This window comes from Serratia proteamaculans, assembly GCF_004684015.1.
Taxonomy (GTDB): Bacteria; Pseudomonadota; Gammaproteobacteria; order Enterobacterales; family Enterobacteriaceae; genus Serratia; species Serratia proteamaculans_F.
The window spans coordinates 100,180-118,908 of record NZ_SRIA01000019.1; the positions used below are offsets into that span (position 1 = coordinate 100,180).

15 protein-coding genes are annotated in these 18,729 nt (G+C 57.7%); 3 read left to right on the forward strand and 12 right to left on the reverse strand.

Going from position 1 to position 18,729, the window contains the following annotated elements:
* Positions 1 to 434: 434 nt before the first annotated feature.
* Entirely contained in the window at positions 435 to 1,694 is a 1,260-nt protein-coding gene (locus E5C26_RS16170; protein ID WP_240776050.1) for a DUF2254 domain-containing protein, read from the reverse strand.
* A gap of 503 nt (positions 1,695 to 2,197) precedes the next feature.
* On the opposite strand from E5C26_RS16170, the gene katG reads away from it, so the two are divergent.
* Complete coding sequence (gene katG / locus E5C26_RS16175; protein ID WP_135317233.1) at positions 2,198 to 4,396, forward strand: catalase/peroxidase HPI; 2,199 nt, start codon at positions 2,198 to 2,200, stop codon at positions 4,394 to 4,396.
* Positions 4,397 to 4,454: 58 nt separating this feature from the next.
* On the opposite strand, the gene E5C26_RS16180 is transcribed toward katG, so the two are convergent.
* The 7 genes from E5C26_RS16180 to E5C26_RS16210 all read right to left on the reverse strand — a co-directional run bounded on the left by E5C26_RS16180 (position 4,455) and on the right by E5C26_RS16210 (position 12,629).
* Positions 4,455 to 6,077, reverse strand: a complete 1,623-nt coding sequence (locus E5C26_RS16180) for an MFS transporter (RefSeq protein WP_135317234.1) — start codon at positions 6,075 to 6,077, stop codon at positions 4,455 to 4,457.
* Positions 6,070 to 6,495 (reverse strand): DoxX family protein, encoded by a 426-nt coding sequence (locus tag E5C26_RS16185; RefSeq protein ID WP_135317235.1) that lies wholly within the window; start codon positions 6,493 to 6,495, stop codon positions 6,070 to 6,072. Before E5C26_RS16185 ends, E5C26_RS16180 begins: the two co-directional genes overlap by 8 nt.
* Before the next feature lie 54 nt (positions 6,496 to 6,549).
* The gene (locus tag E5C26_RS16190; protein ID WP_135317236.1) at positions 6,550 to 7,371 is read right to left on the reverse strand and encodes an alpha/beta fold hydrolase; all 822 of its coding nucleotides are present in this window, start codon (positions 7,369 to 7,371) and stop codon (positions 6,550 to 6,552) included.
* A 152-nt stretch (positions 7,372 to 7,523) separates the two neighbouring features.
* Entirely contained in the window at positions 7,524 to 8,942 is a 1,419-nt protein-coding gene (locus E5C26_RS16195; protein ID WP_206194284.1) for an MFS transporter, read from the reverse strand.
* 194 nt (positions 8,943 to 9,136) lie between these two features.
* Complete coding sequence (locus tag E5C26_RS16200; RefSeq protein ID WP_135317237.1) at positions 9,137 to 10,327, reverse strand: sugar transporter; 1,191 nt, start codon at positions 10,325 to 10,327, stop codon at positions 9,137 to 9,139.
* 160 nt (positions 10,328 to 10,487) lie between these two features.
* Complete coding sequence (locus tag E5C26_RS16205) at positions 10,488 to 11,429, reverse strand: sugar phosphate isomerase/epimerase family protein (protein ID WP_135317238.1); 942 nt, start codon at positions 11,427 to 11,429, stop codon at positions 10,488 to 10,490.
* Positions 11,430 to 11,450: 21 nt separating this feature from the next.
* On the reverse strand, positions 11,451 to 12,629 hold the full coding sequence (locus E5C26_RS16210; RefSeq protein WP_135317239.1) for a Gfo/Idh/MocA family protein: 1,179 nt from the start codon (positions 12,627 to 12,629) through the stop codon (positions 11,451 to 11,453).
* A gap of 400 nt (positions 12,630 to 13,029) precedes the next feature.
* On the opposite strand from E5C26_RS16210, the gene E5C26_RS16215 reads away from it, so the two are divergent.
* On the forward strand, positions 13,030 to 14,061 hold the full coding sequence (locus E5C26_RS16215) for a LacI family DNA-binding transcriptional regulator (RefSeq protein ID WP_135317240.1): 1,032 nt from the start codon (positions 13,030 to 13,032) through the stop codon (positions 14,059 to 14,061).
* A 47-nt stretch (positions 14,062 to 14,108) separates the two neighbouring features.
* The gene (locus tag E5C26_RS16220; RefSeq protein ID WP_135317241.1) at positions 14,109 to 14,795 is read left to right on the forward strand and encodes an aspartyl/asparaginyl beta-hydroxylase domain-containing protein; all 687 of its coding nucleotides are present in this window, start codon (positions 14,109 to 14,111) and stop codon (positions 14,793 to 14,795) included.
* Here the strand turns inward: E5C26_RS16220 and E5C26_RS16225 are convergent.
* The 4 genes from E5C26_RS16225 to E5C26_RS16240 are packed head-to-tail and all read right to left on the reverse strand — an operon-like array spanning position 14,792 to position 18,588.
* Positions 14,792 to 15,508, reverse strand: coding sequence for an ABC transporter ATP-binding protein (locus E5C26_RS16225; RefSeq protein ID WP_135317242.1), 717 nt, complete (start codon positions 15,506 to 15,508; stop codon positions 14,792 to 14,794). The genes E5C26_RS16220 and E5C26_RS16225 overlap by 4 nt on opposite strands.
* Entirely contained in the window at positions 15,505 to 16,380 is an 876-nt protein-coding gene (locus E5C26_RS16230; RefSeq protein ID WP_135317243.1) for an ABC transporter ATP-binding protein, read from the reverse strand. Before E5C26_RS16230 ends, E5C26_RS16225 begins: the two co-directional genes overlap by 4 nt.
* A complete protein-coding gene (livM, locus tag E5C26_RS16235) occupies positions 16,377 to 17,663 on the reverse strand; it encodes a high-affinity branched-chain amino acid ABC transporter permease LivM (RefSeq protein ID WP_135317244.1) in 1,287 nt (428 codons plus the stop codon). The genes E5C26_RS16230 and livM overlap by 4 nt, the downstream gene beginning before the upstream one ends.
* A gap of 10 nt (positions 17,664 to 17,673) precedes the next feature.
* Positions 17,674 to 18,588: an ABC transporter permease subunit gene (locus E5C26_RS16240; RefSeq protein WP_017893418.1), complete on the reverse strand. Its 915-nt coding sequence runs from the start codon at positions 18,586 to 18,588 to the stop codon at positions 17,674 to 17,676.
* Positions 18,589 to 18,729: the final 141 nt, after the last annotated feature.

Genomic DNA, 18,729 nt, shown 5'->3' on the forward strand with positions numbered 1-18,729 from the left:
TGGTGACTTTATCAATAAAGCCTATTCTTTCGCGCTGGATCCTACAGGCATGACAGTTTGCATGAGTGGTTATACTCTCGATCACTACCATTGCGATAGAAAATTACCATTAAATAGTCTAATTAATTTCAGTCTATCAATACCTGAAGCGAGGGGGATATAGGGAAAGGTATCAATGCTTCACCAACACGCACAATTATTACCTGCCGTGATGAATCATAACAAGGTGAATATTATATATCAGCATAAACCATCGGTTTTTCTTTATATTCAATCAGGAGAACCAAAGGGGTTTAACTCGCTCGGACAGGGAGACTGCCTTGAAAACAAGTAGCGGGTGTTTACAGGGAGAAAATACACGATGACCAGGGCTTATCTCCCGCCCTCACGGCATCTGGGGCGATAATCAATAAACCGCCCCGCAGATAAAAAAACTAGCCATTACCCATCCCGGAGTGCCGTAACCAGTCATACAACTTTTCTCTGTCCTGGGGTGAACCCATCTGTTGTTCGGCCCAATGCTGAACAGTCACCACATACCTGCGTACATCCACAGAGAACACTTCAGGATCCATCTGTTCGAGCGCCTGCAAAGCTTTCAACAGACGCAGTTGCACCTCAATCAGCGCCGCGCCGTCACGAGCAATGGGATTGAAGATATCGTCAAACAGGTCTGCCGTTAAAATGGGTTGTACATAGACCTGGGCATACTCGACCTCACTGGCGCCTGGGGTTTTTTTGCCCCATATTGCCAACAACCTTACCGCACGCCCAATCACATCAATCGCAGTGCCGGGGTCATTTACCGCCGGAGACAAGGCCCTGGAGGCGATTTCAGCCAATACGGCGAGACCAAAGCGCGGATCTTGATCAAATGAACGTTCAGCGCTGATGGTTATAGCGTCCAGAATTTCTGCCGCATCAATATCGCCATGAGATGACGCCAGCCAGGCTAGCGGCTGCGCTGGATGGACAAAGGCCCCTGCCTGGGATTGTAAGTAAAGCTCCCCTTCGACCTGCTGTGCATAAGTATCGAGCATTTGCATGTCAACGTGTTGGATATAGCCAATGCCCCCCGGATAGATCGGTATGGCATTCGTCGGTGGCGTGAGATGCACATGCCAGGGTTTCCCGCCCAGGTAAGGGATATTTACCCGGTTTTCCAATGCCGTTCGCGTTGCCTCTTCTACCCGGGAGGTCGTTTCGCCAACTCGCCCCAGCAGAGACAAATGCTGGATCCAACGTAACAAGGTGATGACAATCAAACCAATAACAACCAGTGTGACGACAAACAGAACCACGCGCCCCTGGTCACCATAGGCCCCCATACTCAGCGCCACAATACCGACCAGGCTGAACAGGAAGGAACCGATAAAGGTTGCCAGTACGTTTTGCGTCGTGCTGTCTTCCATCACCAGGCGGGTCGCCCGCGGCGTCACGCTGGTTGTCGCTGAACTGTATGCCGAGACCATAATGTTCAATGAAAAAGTCGTCACCGCCAGCATGCTGGACGCCAGGATATTAAGGATCTTGTCGACAGCATCGCTGCCCACCACACCACCGATACTCGGGGGAATAAAAGGTTTCAGTACAATAGAAACCAATGCAGACAGAACCGCCAGAGCGGCAAAGAAACAGGTACGGAACCACAACTTGCGCGTTAACTGACTCAATAACCAACACCACTTTGACATTATTTACAATCCTTTGTCGGATCAGCCCATGCAGTGCAGTATAGGAGACAGAGCCGGTTTTCACCTATAACACACTGAATGAACGGCCAATACAGCCCAAAAACGATGGGTAGTGACTATCGACCGTGTTTTAACTTCAAAGTTTATCGAACCGATCAGGCGGCTTAACATCACTTGCTGGTGACTGCCTTGGTAACCCCGACCTTCCCTTTAATATCAACCGATTAATAGCACTACATTCAATAGCTGCCAACTATTACAACATTCAACCATTCCTATTTTATCTATCTTCATCCACTGACTAAGCTTAGAGCTGAGTGTCAGTGCGAGCCCCATCAGCGGTTGGCGAAAACCTCATCTCTTATTATTGAAAATCAGTTGATTAGAAAAACCCTTAGCGCAACACCCGACGCGGGCAGTTACCCGCGATGTCAAGCTAACGGCTCCCCAGGTACCGGCAGACAGGGCCTGGGGAGCGAACCTACAGAAGCAGAGAGCGCATCATGACAACTGAAAGCAAATGCCCATTTTCGGGCGGCGGTAAACCGAACACGCCACGCCGTGGCCCCTCGAATCAGGACTGGTGGCCCAACCAACTTAGCCTGAAACCGCTGCACCAGCACTCCTCCCTTTCCGACCCGATGGACCCCGACTTCGATTACGCCAAAGCCTTTAACAGCCTGGATCTGGCCGCCGTTAAACAGGATCTGCATGCCCTGATGACCGACTCGCAGGACTGGTGGCCGGCAGACTTCGGCCACTACGGTGGCCTGTTTATCCGTATGGCCTGGCACAGCGCCGGGACTTACCGCATCGGCGACGGCCGTGGCGGCGCAGGTGAAGGCCAGCAACGTTTTGCACCGCTCAACAGTTGGCCCGACAACGTCAGCCTCGATAAGGCCCGCCGCCTGTTGTGGCCAATCAAACAGAAATACGGCCGCAAAATCTCCTGGGCCGACCTGATTATCCTGACCGGTAACGTCGCGCTCGAATCCATGGGTTTTAAAACCTTTGGCTACGCGGGCGGCCGTGCCGATACCTGGGAGCCGGATGACGTCTATTGGGGATCGGAAAAAATCTGGCTGGAACTGAGCGGTGGCCAGAACAGCCGCTACTCAGGCGATCGCGATTTGGAAGATCCGCTGGCTGCGGTGCAAATGGGCCTGATTTACGTTAACCCGGAAGGCCCGGACGGTAACCCGGATCCGGTCGCTGCCGCCCGTGACATTCGCGAGACCTTTGCCCGAATGGCGATGAATGATGAAGAAACCGTGGCGCTGATCGCTGGCGGTCATACCTTCGGTAAAACCCACGGCGCAGGCCCGGCCTCTCATGTCGGCGACGATCCGGAGAGTGCGGGCATCGAACGGCAGGGACTCGGCTGGCAGAGCAGCTTTGGCACCGGTAAAGGTAAGGATGCCATCACCAGCGGCCTGGAAGTGACCTGGACCACCACGCCGACCCAGTGGAACCACGACTTCTTCAAACACCTGTTCGAATACGAGTGGGAACTGACGCAGAGCCCGGCCGGTGCCCACCAGTGGGTGGCCAAAGACGTGGGCGAGACCATTCCCGATGCGTTCGATCCTGCGAAGAAACAGCGTCCGACCATGTTAACCACCGACCTGTCGCTGCGCTTCGATCCGGCATACGAAAAGATCTCGCGCCGTTTCTATGAACATCCTGAGCAACTCGCAGACGCTTTCTCCCGTGCCTGGTACAAGCTGACCCACCGCGATATGGGGCCTCGCGCTCGCTATCTCGGCCCGGAAGTGCCGGCCGAAGAACTGATTTGGCAAGATCCGATCCCGGCCGTCGATCATCAGTTGGTTAACGATCAGGATATCGCCGATCTCAAAACCAGCATCCTGGCTTCCGGCCTGCCAATCTCGGTATTGGTTTCCACCGCCTGGGCTTCAGCTTCCACCTTCCGCGGGTCCGACAAGCGTGGCGGCGCCAACGGTGCGCGCATTCGTCTGGCACCGCAGAAGGATTGGGCAATCAACCAACCGGCGCAACTGGCGCAAACGCTGGCCAAGCTCGAAGGGATACAGCAGGCGTTCAACAATGCCCAGACGGGCAACAAGCGCGTCTCGCTGGCAGATTTAATCGTGCTGGCCGGTGCCGCAGCGGTCGAACAGGCGGCAATCAACGCCGGGCATCCGGTGAGCGTGCCCTTCACGCCAGGCCGTATGGATGCCACGCAGGAGCAGACCGACGTCGACTCCTTCGAAGCGATGGAGCCGGTTGCCGATGGTTTCCGTAACTACCTGAAGCGCCAGTTCAATATTCCGGCCGAAGCCTTGCTGGTCGACAAAGCGCAGTTGCTGACGCTGACGGCACCGGAAATGACGGTACTGGTGGGCGGGCTGAGGGTGTTAAACGCCAACGTTGGCCAGAGCCAGCATGGCGTGCTGACCCAACGACCGCAGGCGCTGAGCAACGACTTCTTCGTCAATCTGCTTGATATGGGCACCACCTGGAAAGCGGTTGGCGATGACGGCGTATTCGAAGGACGCGACAGCCAAACCGACGCGCTCAAGTGGACGGCGACCCGCGCCGATCTGATCTTCGGTTCACATTCTCAACTGCGCGCGCTGGCGGAAGTCTATGGCAGCTCGGACGCTCAGGCGAGTTTTGTCTACGACTTTGTCGCCGCCTGGAATAAGGTGATGAACCTCGATCGTTTTGACCTGGCCTAGGTTCATACCGCAGTGAAACCGCCCGCCCAGGGGAACTTGGGCGGGCTTTTTATGTTTACTACCCAGTCGTATACCGTTCCACGTGCCGCAAATCAAGCGACAGGAAGTGATGCACCAGAGGTTTTTCCGGACCGATATGGAACTGCAGCGCCTCTTGCTGCAGGTCCGCATCGGCATGCGAAACCCGCTGATGCTGGCGCAAATGCTCGGCCCAGGACTCCACCATAAACCACTCCATCACGCACTGTGGATCGGCGGTATGTTCGGTCAGCCCCCAGGCGTAGGCACCGTCACGGCGGCGCACCCGCGAAAGCCGTTGCAGCGTGCGCAGAAATTGCGGGCGATCTTCCAGCCGGACACGGTATTCCACCTGGATCATCACCGGTCCGCGATCGTTCTCAATCGGGGTGTTGAGCAAGGGTTCCGGCCAATGGTTGGAGGGTTGCAGGTCCGCCTCGCCTTCCGGCAGGCGAATACGATGAAACAGCAGCGAAATCACCAACAAGCCGATACCGCCCGCCAACAGCGTGGCGGCCACGCCAATCTCCTGAGCAATCAGCCCCCACAGCAGGCTACCGGCAGCCATCGCGCCATTAAACACCATCAGATAAATCGCCAGACCGCGTCCGCGCACCCAGTTTGGCAATACGCCCTGTGCTGCGCCGTTCAGTGAGGTCAGCGCGATAATCCAACCGGCTCCCAGCGCCAGCAGCAGCAACACCGCCAGCCACTGCGGCGGAGCCAACGACAGCAACGCCATCACCACGGCGGTGATCACCGCAGCCAATAACACCAAACCATCAGCATTTAACCGCTGACGCAGTCTTGGCAACAGCACCGCACCGCCGATCGCGCCGGCCCCCACCGCACCCAGCAGGATGCCATAGAAACCGGCGGTACCGCCCAGCATCTGCCGCGCGACGAGCGGCAACAGTGCCCAGACCGAGCTGGAAAACACGAAGAACACCGCCGCCCGCAGCAGCACCACATGCAGCTCGCGGCTGGCGCGGGCATAGCGAATACCGGCACGGAAAGCGCCAAAGAAATGCTCGGAAAGCCCATTATCCTCCACCTTCGGTCTGCGCCACCACAGCAAGGCGGAAACCACGAACACATAACTCAGTACGTCGGCACCATAGGCCGCACCGGCACCGAAGCTGGCCAACAGCAGCCCTCCCGCCGCCGGGCCGATGGCACGGGCGATGTTTATCCCCAGCGAGTTCAGCGCCACCGCATTTCTGAGATCGGCTCGCGGTACCAGCTCGGGCACGATAGATTGCCAGGTCGGCCCCATCAGCGCCCCGCCGATGCCACCGATAAAGGTCAGTGCCAGCAAATACTCGACGGTCAGCGCGCCGCTTTGCGACAGCAGCAGCAAGGTACCGCTGACGCAGGCCAGTAAGATTTGGACAAAAATAAGAAAGCGACGACGGTCAAGAATATCGGACAACACCCCCGCCGGGATCGCCAGCAAGAACACCGGCAGCGTGGCGGCAGTCTGCATCAGCGCCACCGCCGAAGGATTGGAGGACAAATCCGTCACCAGCCAGGAACTGGCGACGTCACGCATAAAGCTGCCAACGTTGCCCAGCACCGTGGCTCCCCACAACACCGCGAATACCGGGATCTTCAGCGGTGCGAAACCGCCGGGTGCTGCCTTGCTCTGTGCCGATTCAGCCATCTTTATGCTCCTTGAGATCGTAAAGCGCCACCAGCAGTAACGCCCCCGCCAGTCCGATGTGTTCAAAAAATCCGTTCATGCCGTTAAAACGCTCCGGTGGGCTCATTTCCCAAAAACGGTTGGCCATTAGCGTGGCGGCCAGGGTGAATCCGGCCAGCGCCAATGCGCCGAGCCAGCGGTAGAAACCGGTCAGGATCAACGCCGAAGCCCCCAGCTCCAGCACCACCACCAGCCCGGCAAACAACGCCGCCGGCTGCAGGCCAAAATGGGTCATTTCCGCCATGGCGCCGTTAAAGTCCAGCGCCTTGACCAAACCGCCCTGGATATAGGCGGCGCAAATCGCCGGTAGCATCAGCCAGCGAAGCAAGGGGGTATCTACAGCATGTCTGACTCGAGAAATAAAAGCGGTAGTGCTCATGGTCGGCTCCGGGTCACAGGTAAAAATCCCCATCCCTGGGAATGGAGTTGGGGTTCAAGACTGGATAAACGCCAGTAAATCAGCATTGAACCGGTCGGGATCGGTTTGTGCCAGCCCGTGCGAAGCCCCCGGATAGACATTCAATTCAACCTGCCTGATAAGCTTAGCGGCTTTCAATGCCGATGCAGTAATCGGCACAATCTGGTCGTCATCGCCGTGCACCAGCAGCGTCGGTTTATCGATGGCCAGCAGATCGGCGGTGTAGTCAACCTCGGAAAACTCACGCACGCAATCATACAATCCCTTCACCCCGCCCTGCATGCCCATCAGCCAGAAGCTGTCCGTCAGCCCGGTATTGGTCCTGACACCCTCGCGGTTGAAACCGTAGAAAGGTACGGCCAAATCCTTGAAGAACTGCGAGCGGTTTTCTGCCGTTCCGCTGCGAATGCCGTCGAAAGCCGACATCGGCAGGCCCTCTGGATTAAGCGGGCTCTGGAGCATCAGTGGGGGTACCGCCCCCACCAGCACCACTTTCGCCACCCGCGCACTGCCGTGACGGCCAATATAGTGCGCCACTTCGCCACCGCCGGTTGAATGCCCCACCAGGATCAGATCCCGCAGATCCAACGCTTCGATCAACTCCGCCAGATCGTCTGCATAGCGGTCCATGGTGTTGCCGTCCCAGGTTTGGTCGGAGCGGCCATGGCTGCGGCGATCGTGCGCGATAACGCGATAACCGCTTTGGCCGAAGAACAACATTTGATTATCCCAGGCGTCGGCGGATAGCGGCCAGCCGTGAGAAAACAAAATAGGCTGTCCGCTGCCCCAGTCTTTATAGAAAATGCGCGTGCCGTCTTGCGTGGTCAGAGTGCTCATAGGTTATCTCCCGGTGGTGGTAGGGGTAGGTCTTCCGGGTTAACAGTAAGGCAGGAGAGGAAACGGTGATAACGGAATTATTTTCGGATGATCGCGAGTTTTTTTGCTGAAGATCCCGGCGCAGCTTCAATGCACCACGCCGGGTGGCTGGGTCAGATATTTTCCAGATCGATACCACGAGTTTTGGGGCCAAACACCCCAATCACCACCATCACAATCAGCATGCTGGCAACGATAAACGCAATCACGCCCACCGAGCCACCGTATTGCAGGATCATGCCGATAATCAGGCTGCTGAATACCGTCGACAGCCGGCTGAACGAATAGCAGAATCCGACCGCACGGGCACGGATATAAGTCGGGAACACCTCTGACTGATAGGAGTGGTAACTGTAGGTCAGCCAGGCATTGGACCAGGTGATAAAGAAGCCGCACAGGATCAGCCACAGGGGATTATTCTGCATGGCAAACAGCGAGCCGAAAATCACCGTCACCAGGCAAGAAAGGACAATCTGCCACTTGTTTTCCATTTTGTCGGCATAGCGACTGCACAGCAACGATCCCAGCGGGTAAGCCAGCGTAATAAAGAAGGCATACAGCAGGCTGTGGGTGATTGAGGCGCCCTTTCCGGCCAGCAAGGCCGGCAGCCAGTTACCGAAGCCGAAGAAGCCAATCGCCTGAAAGAAATTCATCACCACCAGCATCAGGGTGCGGCCCCGGTAACGCGGCGACCAGATATCTTTAAAGCTTCCCTGCGCGGGCGTTTCGCTCGCTGATTCGGCATCACACAATGGAAATTCCTTCACCTGGGTAACGCCGCAACGGCGTTCCATCGCCAGCATCACCTGCCTGACCTCCGGGTAACGTCGCTGCTGCGCCAGCCAACGCGGGGATTCCGGCAAGCCTTTACGCACCAGCCAAATCACCAGTGAAGCCACGGCACCGGCGATCACCACATAACGCCAGCCGCTCAGGCCCAGAATGGTCTGTGGTACCAGCCACCACGACATCAACGCGACCGTTGGCACCGACAGAAATTGAATGAAAAACGAAAAGGCAAAAGCGCGGGTACGCAGATGTGCAGGCACCCACTCAGTCAGATAGGTATCAATGGTGACCAGTTCAATCCCCAGTCCGACACCGACCAGAAAACGCAGGAAAATCACCCACTCTGCCTGATGCTGAAAAGCCAGGCACAGCGAAAACACGCCATACCAGGCCAGGGCAAACATAAAGGTGGTGCGGCGGCCAAAGCGGTCGGCATAAGGGCTGAGCAGGCTGGCACCGATAAACAGGCCAAGGAAGGTGGCAGAGGCAAACGCCGCCTGGTCGGAGACGCCGAACACGCCTTGCGCGCCGGTGTGAAATATCCCCTCGGCGATTAAACCGGTGCTGATATAGCCGGTCTGGAACAGGTCATAAAGCTCAAAAAAACCGCCCAACGCCAGCAAAGCGATAAACTTCCACAGGCCGGCCGAGGTCGGCAACGCATCAATTCTTGCTGACAAATCCCGTTCATGGATCGGTGACTGGGCCACCGCCTCGCTTCCTGCAACTAAAGAATCACTCACCATTAACCTCGCCATAACATAGTTATTATTTTTCTATGCTATAGGCTCGGCGTCGGAGTTAAATATTTAATTAGCAGGCTATGAAAGGTAATTAAGCATAAAAAACTGCAGCAATCTGTTTTGCTGAGAGAAAATTTAAGCTGCGGGGAGATGCCTGATAGTGAGCCGACGGCCCACTATCAGAGGACAGGAAGTTAGCGGATTTGGTGGTGTTGCAGGCGTTCGCTACGGTAAAAGTTCAGCAGGCACCAGCCAAGGGCGATCAACGCCAGCGGGGCAGCGACAAAACCGATGTTGCCCATGCCCAGATGCAGGCTGACCTGATTGCCCAGCAGTGCGCCGGCACCGATACCGAAATTGTACAGCCCGGAATAGATCGACATTGCCACGTCGGTAGCGTCCGGGGCCAGGTTCAAGACCTTGGCCTGCATCGATAAGCCAATCGCCATAATCGCCATGCCCCATACCGCAAACAGCACCGTCAGGTGATTTTCATCACCGGAGGCCGGTAACAGCAGCAGCAGGCTCAACATCAATAAGGCGATAGCGCCGATGAAAAAGCCCGACGGGAAGCGTTCGCTGAAACGGCTGAACAGCAGACTGCCGATGATACCGGCGGCCCCGAACAGCAGCAGCATCAACGTAGTGAAGTTTTCCGACAGCCCGGCCACGGTCTGAATAAAGGGTTCGATATAGCTGTAGGCGGTAAAATTCGCCGTCACCACAATGATGGTCAGCATATACAGGCTGACCAACGCCGGGCGTTTAAACAGCATTGGCACGCTGGCCAGCGAGCCGGAATGCTCGCTTTTCAGCACCGGCAGCAAGCGCCACAGCAGCACCAGCGCCAGCGTGGCACAGGCGGCGATGCCAATAAAGGTCATGCGCCAGCCGAGGATTTGCCCCACGATACGGCCCAGCGGCAGACCGAGCACCATCGCCAGCGCGGTTCCCCCCGCCAGCAGGCTCAACGCCTGCGCCTTTTTGCCTGCCGGAGCGACCCGGATCGCCAATGAGGCGGTGATCGACCAGAATACCGCATGGGCCAGCGCCACACCGGCTCGGGAAATTACCAGCGTGGTGAAGTTCCATGCCACGGCGGTCAGCACATGGCTGGCGATAAACAGGATAAATACCCCGATCAGCAGTTTGCGCCGTTCAATCCGACTGGTCAGCAGCATACACACCAGCGAACTGGCGGCGACGATCCAGGCATAAATAGTGATGATCAACCCTACCTGCTCGGTCTGCATCGAGAAGCTTTGGGCGATATCACTCAGCAACCCGACCGGAATAAACTCGGTGGTATTGAAGATAAAGGCCGAGACGGCAAGAATGACCACGCGCAACCAGGCGGTTGAGCGAGAGACCTGAATTTGTTCCATGTTAAACGGGATCCGGACGGGTGCGGGAAGTAGCGATATTTTAACCAATTGGTCGGATAAATGCGATATGCGTCACACTTTTATTGGGCTGTTTTTTTCGACAGTCTTTTGCCGCCCATGGCCTGCACAATGGCGGACCTTGGGCGGCAAAAAACGCCGTTTACTGGCTGATACAGTGCCTTAATGCCTCAATCGAAGTATTGATGCCGGCATCAACCGACATGGTCAGATCCTCCATCTCCAGCGACACCCAGTCGTTATAGCCCATCATGCGTACCACCGAGAAAAACTCTTTCCACCACTGCAGATCCTGCCCGCAGCCGACCGCCACATAATTCCAGGCGCGCTCCGCCACCTGCTCCACCGGCCGGGTTTCCAACAGCCCGTTGACCGCCACCACGCCCCTTTCCAGCCTGACGTCCTTGCCGTGCACGTGGTGAATGGCGTCCCCCAAACGGCGGGCTACGGCAATTGGATCGGCCCCCATCCAAATCAGGTGGCTGGGATCAAGATTCAGGCCGACCATCGGCCCCACCGCGTCACGCAGCCTGAACAAGGTGTCCGGGTTCCACACCAGCATCGAGCTGAAGTTTTCCAGCGCGAATTTCTCGATGCCAAACGCCTGCGCCTTGTCCACCAGCCGTTGCCAGTAAGGGATCGCCACTTCGTTCCACTGGTAGTCCAGGCAGTTTTTTAGCGTCGGCGGCCAACTGGCGGTATAGGTGATCCAGTTGGGGATGCTGTCGCCGGGAGCCGCAGGGGGTAATCCGCTCATCATGACGATTTTCTTCACCCCCAGGCTGGCGGCCAGCGCCAGCGTGTTGTCGGTATCGTGGCGGTGCTTTTCACCGAGTACACCTGGCTCCAGCGGATTACCGGAAACGTTCAGTGCGGCAATCTTCATGCCACGGCTTTCCAGTGCTGCCAGTAGCCGTCGGCGCTTACCGGCGTCCTGCAACAGCGCAACGGTGTCCAGATGCGGTGCCGAAGACCAGCCACCGGTGGTCATTTCCACGCCAAACACCCCCAGTTCGCCCAGCCTGTCCAGCATGGCTTCAAACGGCAGGTGGCCCAGACTGTCGGTACAGAAAGAAAGCTTCATGTTATGTCTCCGCAAAAAGGTTTATTCAAAGGCCACCCAACGGGCACCCTGATCGGCCGAACGCACGCAGTTTTCAATCCAGCGCACACCGGCGATCCCGGCGTCGATGTCCGGATACACCAGTTGATCCAGCGCCTGCCGATCGCCCCGGTTACAGGCATCAATCGCCAGGGCGAATTTCAGGTAGATGTTGGCCCAGGACTCGGTCAGCCCCTCGGTGTGCAGCGCCCCCAGCCGCTCCCAGGCGTTGCAGCTTTCATCCAGATAAGGCATGCCGCGATACAGCGTCTGATTGGGTTGCCCCTGCACCTGGTAACTCAGTTCGCTGGGATTGGTGTCGGTCCATTCCAGGCTGGCCTTCGAGCCGACGATGCGAATACGCTGGCTGCTCATGGCACCGGCATTGACTGACGAGGCCCACATGCGCCCCACCGCACCGTTGGCATAGCGCATCATCACCAGCGCGTTGTCTTCCAGCGGCGCACGTGAGCGAATAAAGCTCTGCCGATCGCAAAGCAGTTCGCGGATGTGCATTTGCGGCATCACCAATTGGGACAGGTAAAAGGTGTGGGTGGAAATATCGCCCAGCACAAAGCTCGGGCCGGAGATTTTGGGATCGACACGCCATTTCTGCGCTTCGCTAACACTGTCGGCTTCGTCGGTGGCATTAAAACCGTGGGTATATTGCAGATCTACCATGCGCACCTCGCCGATCTGCCCATTGGCAATCATGGCGCGCATTTGCAACAGCAGCGGGTGGCCGGAAAAACCGTAGGTCACGCCGACGATGCGGTTTTTCTCCGCAGCCAACGCCTTGATTTCATAAGCTTCCCGGCTGGTAAAAAACAGCGGCTTCTCGCAAATCACGTGCAACCCGGCCAGCAGTGCCGCACGGGTAATTTCGTAGTGGGTGCCGTTCGGCGTGGCCACTGAGACTACTTCTATGCCGTCCTCTCGCCCGGCCTCTTGAGCAAACAGCGCGCGGTAATCGTCATAGCAACGATCGGCATCCACCCCCAGATTGACGCCGAATTCGCGGCCACGCTCCGGCACAATATCAAACGCCCCCGCCACCAGCGCAAAGGCGGTGTTATCCCGCAATGCGCCGCAGCGATGTTTGTAACCCACCTGCCCCAACCGCCCGCCGCCGACCATCGCCCAACGCAGAGGCCGTGGCGTTTTTCTTTCACCATTCAACATAGTTGCTCCCGAAGCTCAAAGTTTCTGATCTTTCCGCCGCATTGCACCCGGGTGCAAATTTAAAATGCACCCGGGTGCAAAATTGGGTGGCAACTTGACCGCGAAACAAATGCCACTTGCGATGGACTATTGGAGAGGGTTAAAAATAAGTCAAATACGCCATGATAAATCTGCTGCTCAGGATCACAATTTGCTGATAAAACGATCGAAGGTGTCTTAATACCAGTCACCCAAGCAAAGTGATGGATCCACTGCTCTTTGGGCGCTCCCTCTCCTTTGGGAGAGGGAACAATATGTCCTGTATGTTCGGTGGATCCCGCAGCAAGCGGCAGCAACTCCCGCATTCGGCAAGGCTGTGCTAATCTGTTGAACCCATACCGTTTTTTCATCACGAGCGAAGATGATGGCGAAGAAACCCGGCGCTCCCCCTGCGCCCACTGCACGCAAGGCGACGGCCAGTGATGTGGCTGCCCGCGCCGGCGTGTCTAAATGGACGGTATCGCGCGCCTTTACCGACGGTGCGTCGATCTCGCCCCATGCACTGCTGCGCGTTCAGACCGCTGCGCGCGAGTTAGGCTATCGCCCTAATCTGCTGGCACGCAGCCTGTCGAAAAAAAGCACCCGCATCATTGGGCTGGTGGCGGATGAACTGAAAAACCCGCATATTTTTACGCTGCTGGACGAAGTCACCCGGCAGTTGCAAAGCCGGGGCTATATGGCGCTGCTGCTGAACATCACCTCGGAACACGATTATGAGTCGGTGCTGACGCTGGCCGATCAAATGCAGGTAGATGGCCTGCTGTTTCTTGGCACCCTGCTCAACGACCGGCTGATCACGCTGGCGCAGGATATTCACCATATTCCACTGGTGGTGCTGTATCGCTATAGCGAAAGCCCCTATATCCAGGTGTTGGCCACCAACGGCCATCAGGCCGGGCGAGAAATCGGCGAACTGTTGCTGACGCAAAATTATCAGCGCATGGGCTATCTGGCCGGGCCAGTGAGCGAATCTACCCAGTTACGCCGCCTTGACGGTTTCCGCGCCGCACTGGCGGAAAAGCAACGCGACGTCAGCGTGGTGCTGCAGGCCCCGCATTATCAACGCCAGTGCGGCATGGAAGCCTTCGCGGCCTACCTGGCGACCACCCCGGCGGAACAACGGGTCGAGGCGATTTTTTGTGAGAACGACATTCTGGCGGTGGGGGTGATCGACGCCATACGCGCCGCGCCGGACTGCGCGCCGATTGCCGTGGTGGGGTTTGATGACATTGAGCTGGCCGCCTCCCCCAGCTATCAGTTGACCACCTATCGCCAGCCGATGCAGTCGCTGATTGCCGATGGCATTCATTGCCTGACGCAGGCTTTCGAACCGGGCGGCCAACGTTTGTATAACGGTGAATTAATCGTCCGGCAGTCGCATATTAAACAATAATAATATCAACGGACGGCGAGAGCTTGGGTCACGCTAATTGAGGTCATATGTCAGCTATCTATGATTGGTCAGTGTTGGTATTCCGCCGTATTTACGATCGCCGCATCAACAGTGCGCCGGTGCTCGACAGTGCCCAACTGTTCCCCGACGCCCAGCGTTTTATCGCCCAGTGGCCGCAGATCCGCGATGAGGCTCTGACCCTGGCGCAAGATCTGCAAAACATTCCGCGATTTCACGAGATCATGAGCGAACAGGCGTCGATCTCCGCCAATGACGCCCGTGACTGGCGGATGTTTATCATGCAGGCCTACGGCCAGCCGATAGCCCGTAATCTCGCCCGCTGCCCATTATTGGCCAGCCTGATCGCCTCTTCCCCGGATGTGCTTTCCGCCTCACTGTCTTTCCTCGCCCCCGGTAAACAGGTGCCGGCGCACCGTGGCCCGTTCCGTGGCATTCTGCGCGGTTATCTGGTGCTGTCGATGCCCAAGGGGGCCGATGGTCTGCCCGCCGCCGTATTGAAAGTCGACGGGCAAGAATACCGGCTCAATGATGGGGAGTTTATGCTGTGGGACGATACCTTCGAACACGAGGTGTGGAACGACAGCGACCAGGTGCGCACCGTGTTGCTGCTGGATATCCGCCGCCGCGATTTACCCACCGGGCTGCGGATTTTATCCAACGGCATTATTGCCCTGGTGCGGCTGAACGTGCGCTGGATCCAGCGTCAGTTCTAGGCGCCGCCCAGATAGGCTTTCCTCACCTCCTGATCGTTTAACAGCTCCGTGCCGCTGCCGGTCAGGCGGATCTGACCGTTGACCATCACATAGCCGCGATCGGACAGTTTGAGCGCGTGGTTGGCATTCTGCTCCACCAGAAACAACGTCATGCCGCCACGGGTCAGCTCCCGTAAAATACTGAAGATCTGTTTGACGATGATCGGCGCCAACCCCAGGCTCGGCTCGTCCAGCAACAGCAGTTTTGGCCTGCTCATCAGCGCCCGGGCAATCGCCAGCATCTGCTGTTCACCACCGGACATGGTCATCGCCCGCTGGTTACGCCGTTCCTTCAGGCGCGGGAACAGATCGAACATGCGTAATAAATCCTCCCCGACATAGCGATTGCCAATGGTAATGGTGCCCATCAGCAGGTTTTCCTCCACGCTCATGTCCGGGAAGATACGCCGCCCCTCGGGAGCCTGAGCGATGCCGCTGCTGGCAACGTAATGGGTGGAACGCTGGCTGATATCTTCGCCGCGAAACAGGATCTGCCCGCCGCTGATACGCGGCTGGCCGAAGATGGACATCAGCAACGTCGACTTACCCGCCCCGTTGGCACCAATCAGCGCCACCGTTTCCCCTTCATTCACCTGTAGCGAGACCTGCTGCAACGCCTGGATCGGGCCGTAAAACACGTCTACGTTGCGAAACTCCAACATCACATTGCTCATCCCGCCAGCTCCTCTTCGTCCGCGCCAAGGTAAGCGGCGATCACCGTATCGTTATGCTGAATTTCTTTCGGCGTGCCTTCGGCGATCACATCGCCATGATCGAGCACAATCACCCGATCGGAGATCTCCATCACCATGCCCATATCGTGTTCGATCAACAGCACCGTGATGCCGTGGTGCTGGCGCAGAAAACGGATAATGCGGCTCAGCGTCGCCGTCTCTACCGGGTTCAGCCCGGCGGCGGGTTCGTCGAGACAGATCATCTCCGGCGTGGTGCACATTGCCCGGGCAATCTCCAGCCGCCGCTGCTGACCGTAGGACATCTCCCCCGCCAGCCGGTTGGCGCAATCCACCAGTTCCACCACTTCCAGCCAGTAAAAGGCGCGATCCAGCGCCTGGTTTTCTGCGCGGCGGTAACCCGGCGTATTGAGCACGCCGGCGATCAGATTGCGGTTGCTCAGCATGTGCTGTGCCACCAGCAGGTTCTCCACCACCGACATTTCGCGGAACAAACGGATGTTCTGGAAGGTGCGCGCCAGCCCGGCACGATTGACCAGGTGGGTGCCGCCAAACATTTTGTAGTAAACGCGCGAGCCCAGACGTTTCGGGTTAACCCAGTCACCGGCGCGGAATTTCTGCCCCAACACCTGGATCACGTCGGTGGGCCGCTTGTGGGTGTTGAGCAGGATCGCTCCGCCGGTCGCACGATAAAAACCGGTCAGACAGTTGAATACCGTGGTTTTCCCGGCACCGTTGGGGCCGATCAGCGCGGTGATGGAACCGCGCTCCACCGCCAGATTGACGTCATTGAGCGCCTTGATGCCGCCAAAATGCATCATCAGATGCTCAACCTTCAGGATAGCGTCGCTCATGGCTCTACCCCCTTGCGCGGAGCAAAGCTGGAACGACTGATGCGCACCAGCCCACGGGGCCGCCAGATCATCATCGCCACCATCAACACGCCGAATAGCAGTACCCGGTACTCGGCGAAGCTGCGCAACAGCTCAGGTGCCACCGTGAGTACAAACGCCGCCAGCACCACGCCGATGGTCGACCCCATGCCGCCCAGCACCACGATCGCCAGGATCAGCGCCGACTCAAAGAAGGTGAATGAGGTGGGATTGACGAAGCCCTGATAAGTGGCGAAAAACACCCCGGCCAGCCCGGCAGTGGAGGCGCCCATCATAAAGGCCGACAGCTTCACCAGAACGTGGTTCAGCCCGAGTGAGCGGCAGGCGATTTCATCCTCGCGCAGTGCCTCCCAGGCGCGACCGATCGGCATACGCGTCAGCCGGTGCTTGATGTACAGCACCAGCAGCACCACCAGAAACAGCACCGCATAGATAAAGATAAATTTCAGGTTGGGGTTGTAGGCGATACCGAGGAATTCGTGGATCGGCACGCCGCCGTCCTTCGCCCGCCTGCCAAACTCCAGGCCAAAAATCGTCGGCGCAGGCACCGAGACGCCGTTGGGGCCACCGGTCAGCGACATCCAGTTATTGAGCACCAGGCGAATAATTTCCCCGAACCCCAGCGTGACGATCGCCAGATAGTCGCCGTGCATACGTAGCACCGGGAACCCCAGCAGCGCACCGGCTAATGCCGCCATCAGAGCCCCCAGCGGCAACATCGCCCAGAACCCCAACCCGAGATACTGGTAACCCAGCGCCAGCCCATAAGCGCCAATGGCATAAAACGCCACGTAACCGAGATCAAGCAGCCCGGCCAGCCCGACCACGATGTTCAACCCCAGCCCGAGCAGCACGTAGATCAGCCCCAGGATCGCCACCGTCAGCAGGTACTTGGTGGCGATAAACGGGAACAGCAGCGCGATCACGGCCATTAACGGAATAATCCAACGCAGGCTGGTTTTGGCCCCTATCGGCCGGACATACACCCCGTCATTGCCGCCGTCAAAACGCGTCAACAGCTTGCGCCCCGGCGCGGTTTGCAAAAACAGACTGAGCAACAACCGCCCGGCCATCACCGCGGCGATAATCCACGCCAGGCGGCGCGGTTCAAAGTTAAAACTGTATCCGTTGAGAACAATACCGACGATCGGCCCGAAGACGATCAGGGCGATCAGCCCGGCCAGCACCGCATCCAGCAGGCTGCGTTTAACGTTCAGCCCTGAGTGAACCCTAGATTGCGACATAGTTTTCCCCTCAAACCTTAGCGACCATTGGCCGACCGAGCAGGCCCTGAGGGCGGAAAATCAGGATCACCACCAGCAAACCGAAGGAAAACACGTCTTTGTAATCGGAGTTCACCATGCCGGCAAACTGCGCCTCCGCCACGCCCAGCAACAGCCCGCCCAGCATCGCGCCGGGTAACGAACCAATGCCCCCCAGCACCGCGGCGGTGAAGGCCTTGATGCCGATGATAAAGCCGACGTAGAAATCAAAGGTGCCGTAGTTCATGGTGATCAACACCCCCGCCAGCCCGGCCATGGCGGCACCAATCACGAACACCAGCGAGATCACCCGGTCGGTGTTGATGCCCAGAATGGACGCCATCTTGCGATCCTGCTGGGTGGCGCGGCAGATGCGCCCCAGACGGGTGTGTTGAATGATATAAGTGAGGATGGCCATGCCCAGCAGCGAGGCGACCAGGATAAACACCTTGGTGTAGGTGATTTGGATCACCCCACCGTCAAAGTTAAGGCGGAACACGCCGTCCAGCAGCGTCGGGATCCCTTGCTGGCGCGGCCCCTGGCTGATTTGCGCGTAGTTTTGCAAAATAAGCGACATGCCGATAGCGGAGATCAGCGGTGCCAGGCGAGTGGAGTTGCGCAAGGGTTTGTAGGCGATACGCTCGATCACCCAGCCATACACGCCGGTGACCACAATGGTAAACACCAGCGTGCCGAGGATCAGCAGCGGGAAGGATTGCAGGCCGAAGAACGACAGCAACGCCAGCCCAATGGCGCAAAGGTAGGCGGAAATCATGTACACCTCGCCGTGGGCGAAGTTAATCATGCCGATAATGCCGTAAACCATGGTGTAGCCGATGGCGATCAGGCCGTAAACCGCGCCGAGCGTCAGGCCGTTGATCAACTGTTGCAGAAAGAAAACATCCATAATGAGCAGTCTCGCCTGGTGGGACCGCAAGCTGGTGCAGACGCGGCCCAAGAGAAGTATCGGCGCGGACCCGCCGAAAACGCGGATCCGCTTATCAGTCATGTCAATCCAGCCCCTGCGGGTGGGATAAACCTGAGCCGT

What these genes read in the sequence shown, in the direction of transcription:
- livM (WP_135317244.1), bottom strand. Translation starts at nt 17,663, where the DNA reads ATGTCGCAATCTAGGGTTCACTCAGGGCTGAACGTTAAACGCAGCCTG.
- katG (WP_135317233.1), top strand. Translation starts at nt 2,198, where the DNA reads ATGACAACTGAAAGCAAATGCCCATTTTCGGGCGGCGGTAAACCGAAC.
- E5C26_RS16190 (WP_135317236.1), bottom strand. Translation starts at nt 7,371, where the DNA reads ATGAGCACTCTGACCACGCAAGACGGCACGCGCATTTTCTATAAAGAC.
- E5C26_RS16205 (WP_135317238.1), bottom strand. Translation starts at nt 11,429, where the DNA reads ATGAAGCTTTCTTTCTGTACCGACAGTCTGGGCCACCTGCCGTTTGAA.
- E5C26_RS16225 (WP_135317242.1), bottom strand. Translation starts at nt 15,508, where the DNA reads ATGAGCAATGTGATGTTGGAGTTTCGCAACGTAGACGTGTTTTACGGC.
- E5C26_RS16200 (WP_135317237.1), bottom strand. Translation starts at nt 10,327, where the DNA reads ATGGAACAAATTCAGGTCTCTCGCTCAACCGCCTGGTTGCGCGTGGTC.
- E5C26_RS16170 (WP_240776050.1), bottom strand. Translation starts at nt 1,694, where the DNA reads ATGTCAAAGTGGTGTTGGTTATTGAGTCAGTTAACGCGCAAGTTGTGG.
- E5C26_RS16185 (WP_135317235.1), bottom strand. Translation starts at nt 6,495, where the DNA reads ATGAGCACTACCGCTTTTATTTCTCGAGTCAGACATGCTGTAGATACC.
- E5C26_RS16220 (WP_135317241.1), top strand. Translation starts at nt 14,109, where the DNA reads ATGTCAGCTATCTATGATTGGTCAGTGTTGGTATTCCGCCGTATTTAC.
- E5C26_RS16210 (WP_135317239.1), bottom strand. Translation starts at nt 12,629, where the DNA reads ATGTTGAATGGTGAAAGAAAAACGCCACGGCCTCTGCGTTGGGCGATG.
- E5C26_RS16215 (WP_135317240.1), top strand. Translation starts at nt 13,030, where the DNA reads ATGATGGCGAAGAAACCCGGCGCTCCCCCTGCGCCCACTGCACGCAAG.
- E5C26_RS16230 (WP_135317243.1), bottom strand. Translation starts at nt 16,380, where the DNA reads ATGAGCGACGCTATCCTGAAGGTTGAGCATCTGATGATGCATTTTGGC.
- E5C26_RS16180 (WP_135317234.1), bottom strand. Translation starts at nt 6,077, where the DNA reads ATGGCTGAATCGGCACAGAGCAAGGCAGCACCCGGCGGTTTCGCACCG.
- E5C26_RS16240 (WP_017893418.1), bottom strand. Translation starts at nt 18,588, where the DNA reads ATGGATGTTTTCTTTCTGCAACAGTTGATCAACGGCCTGACGCTCGGC.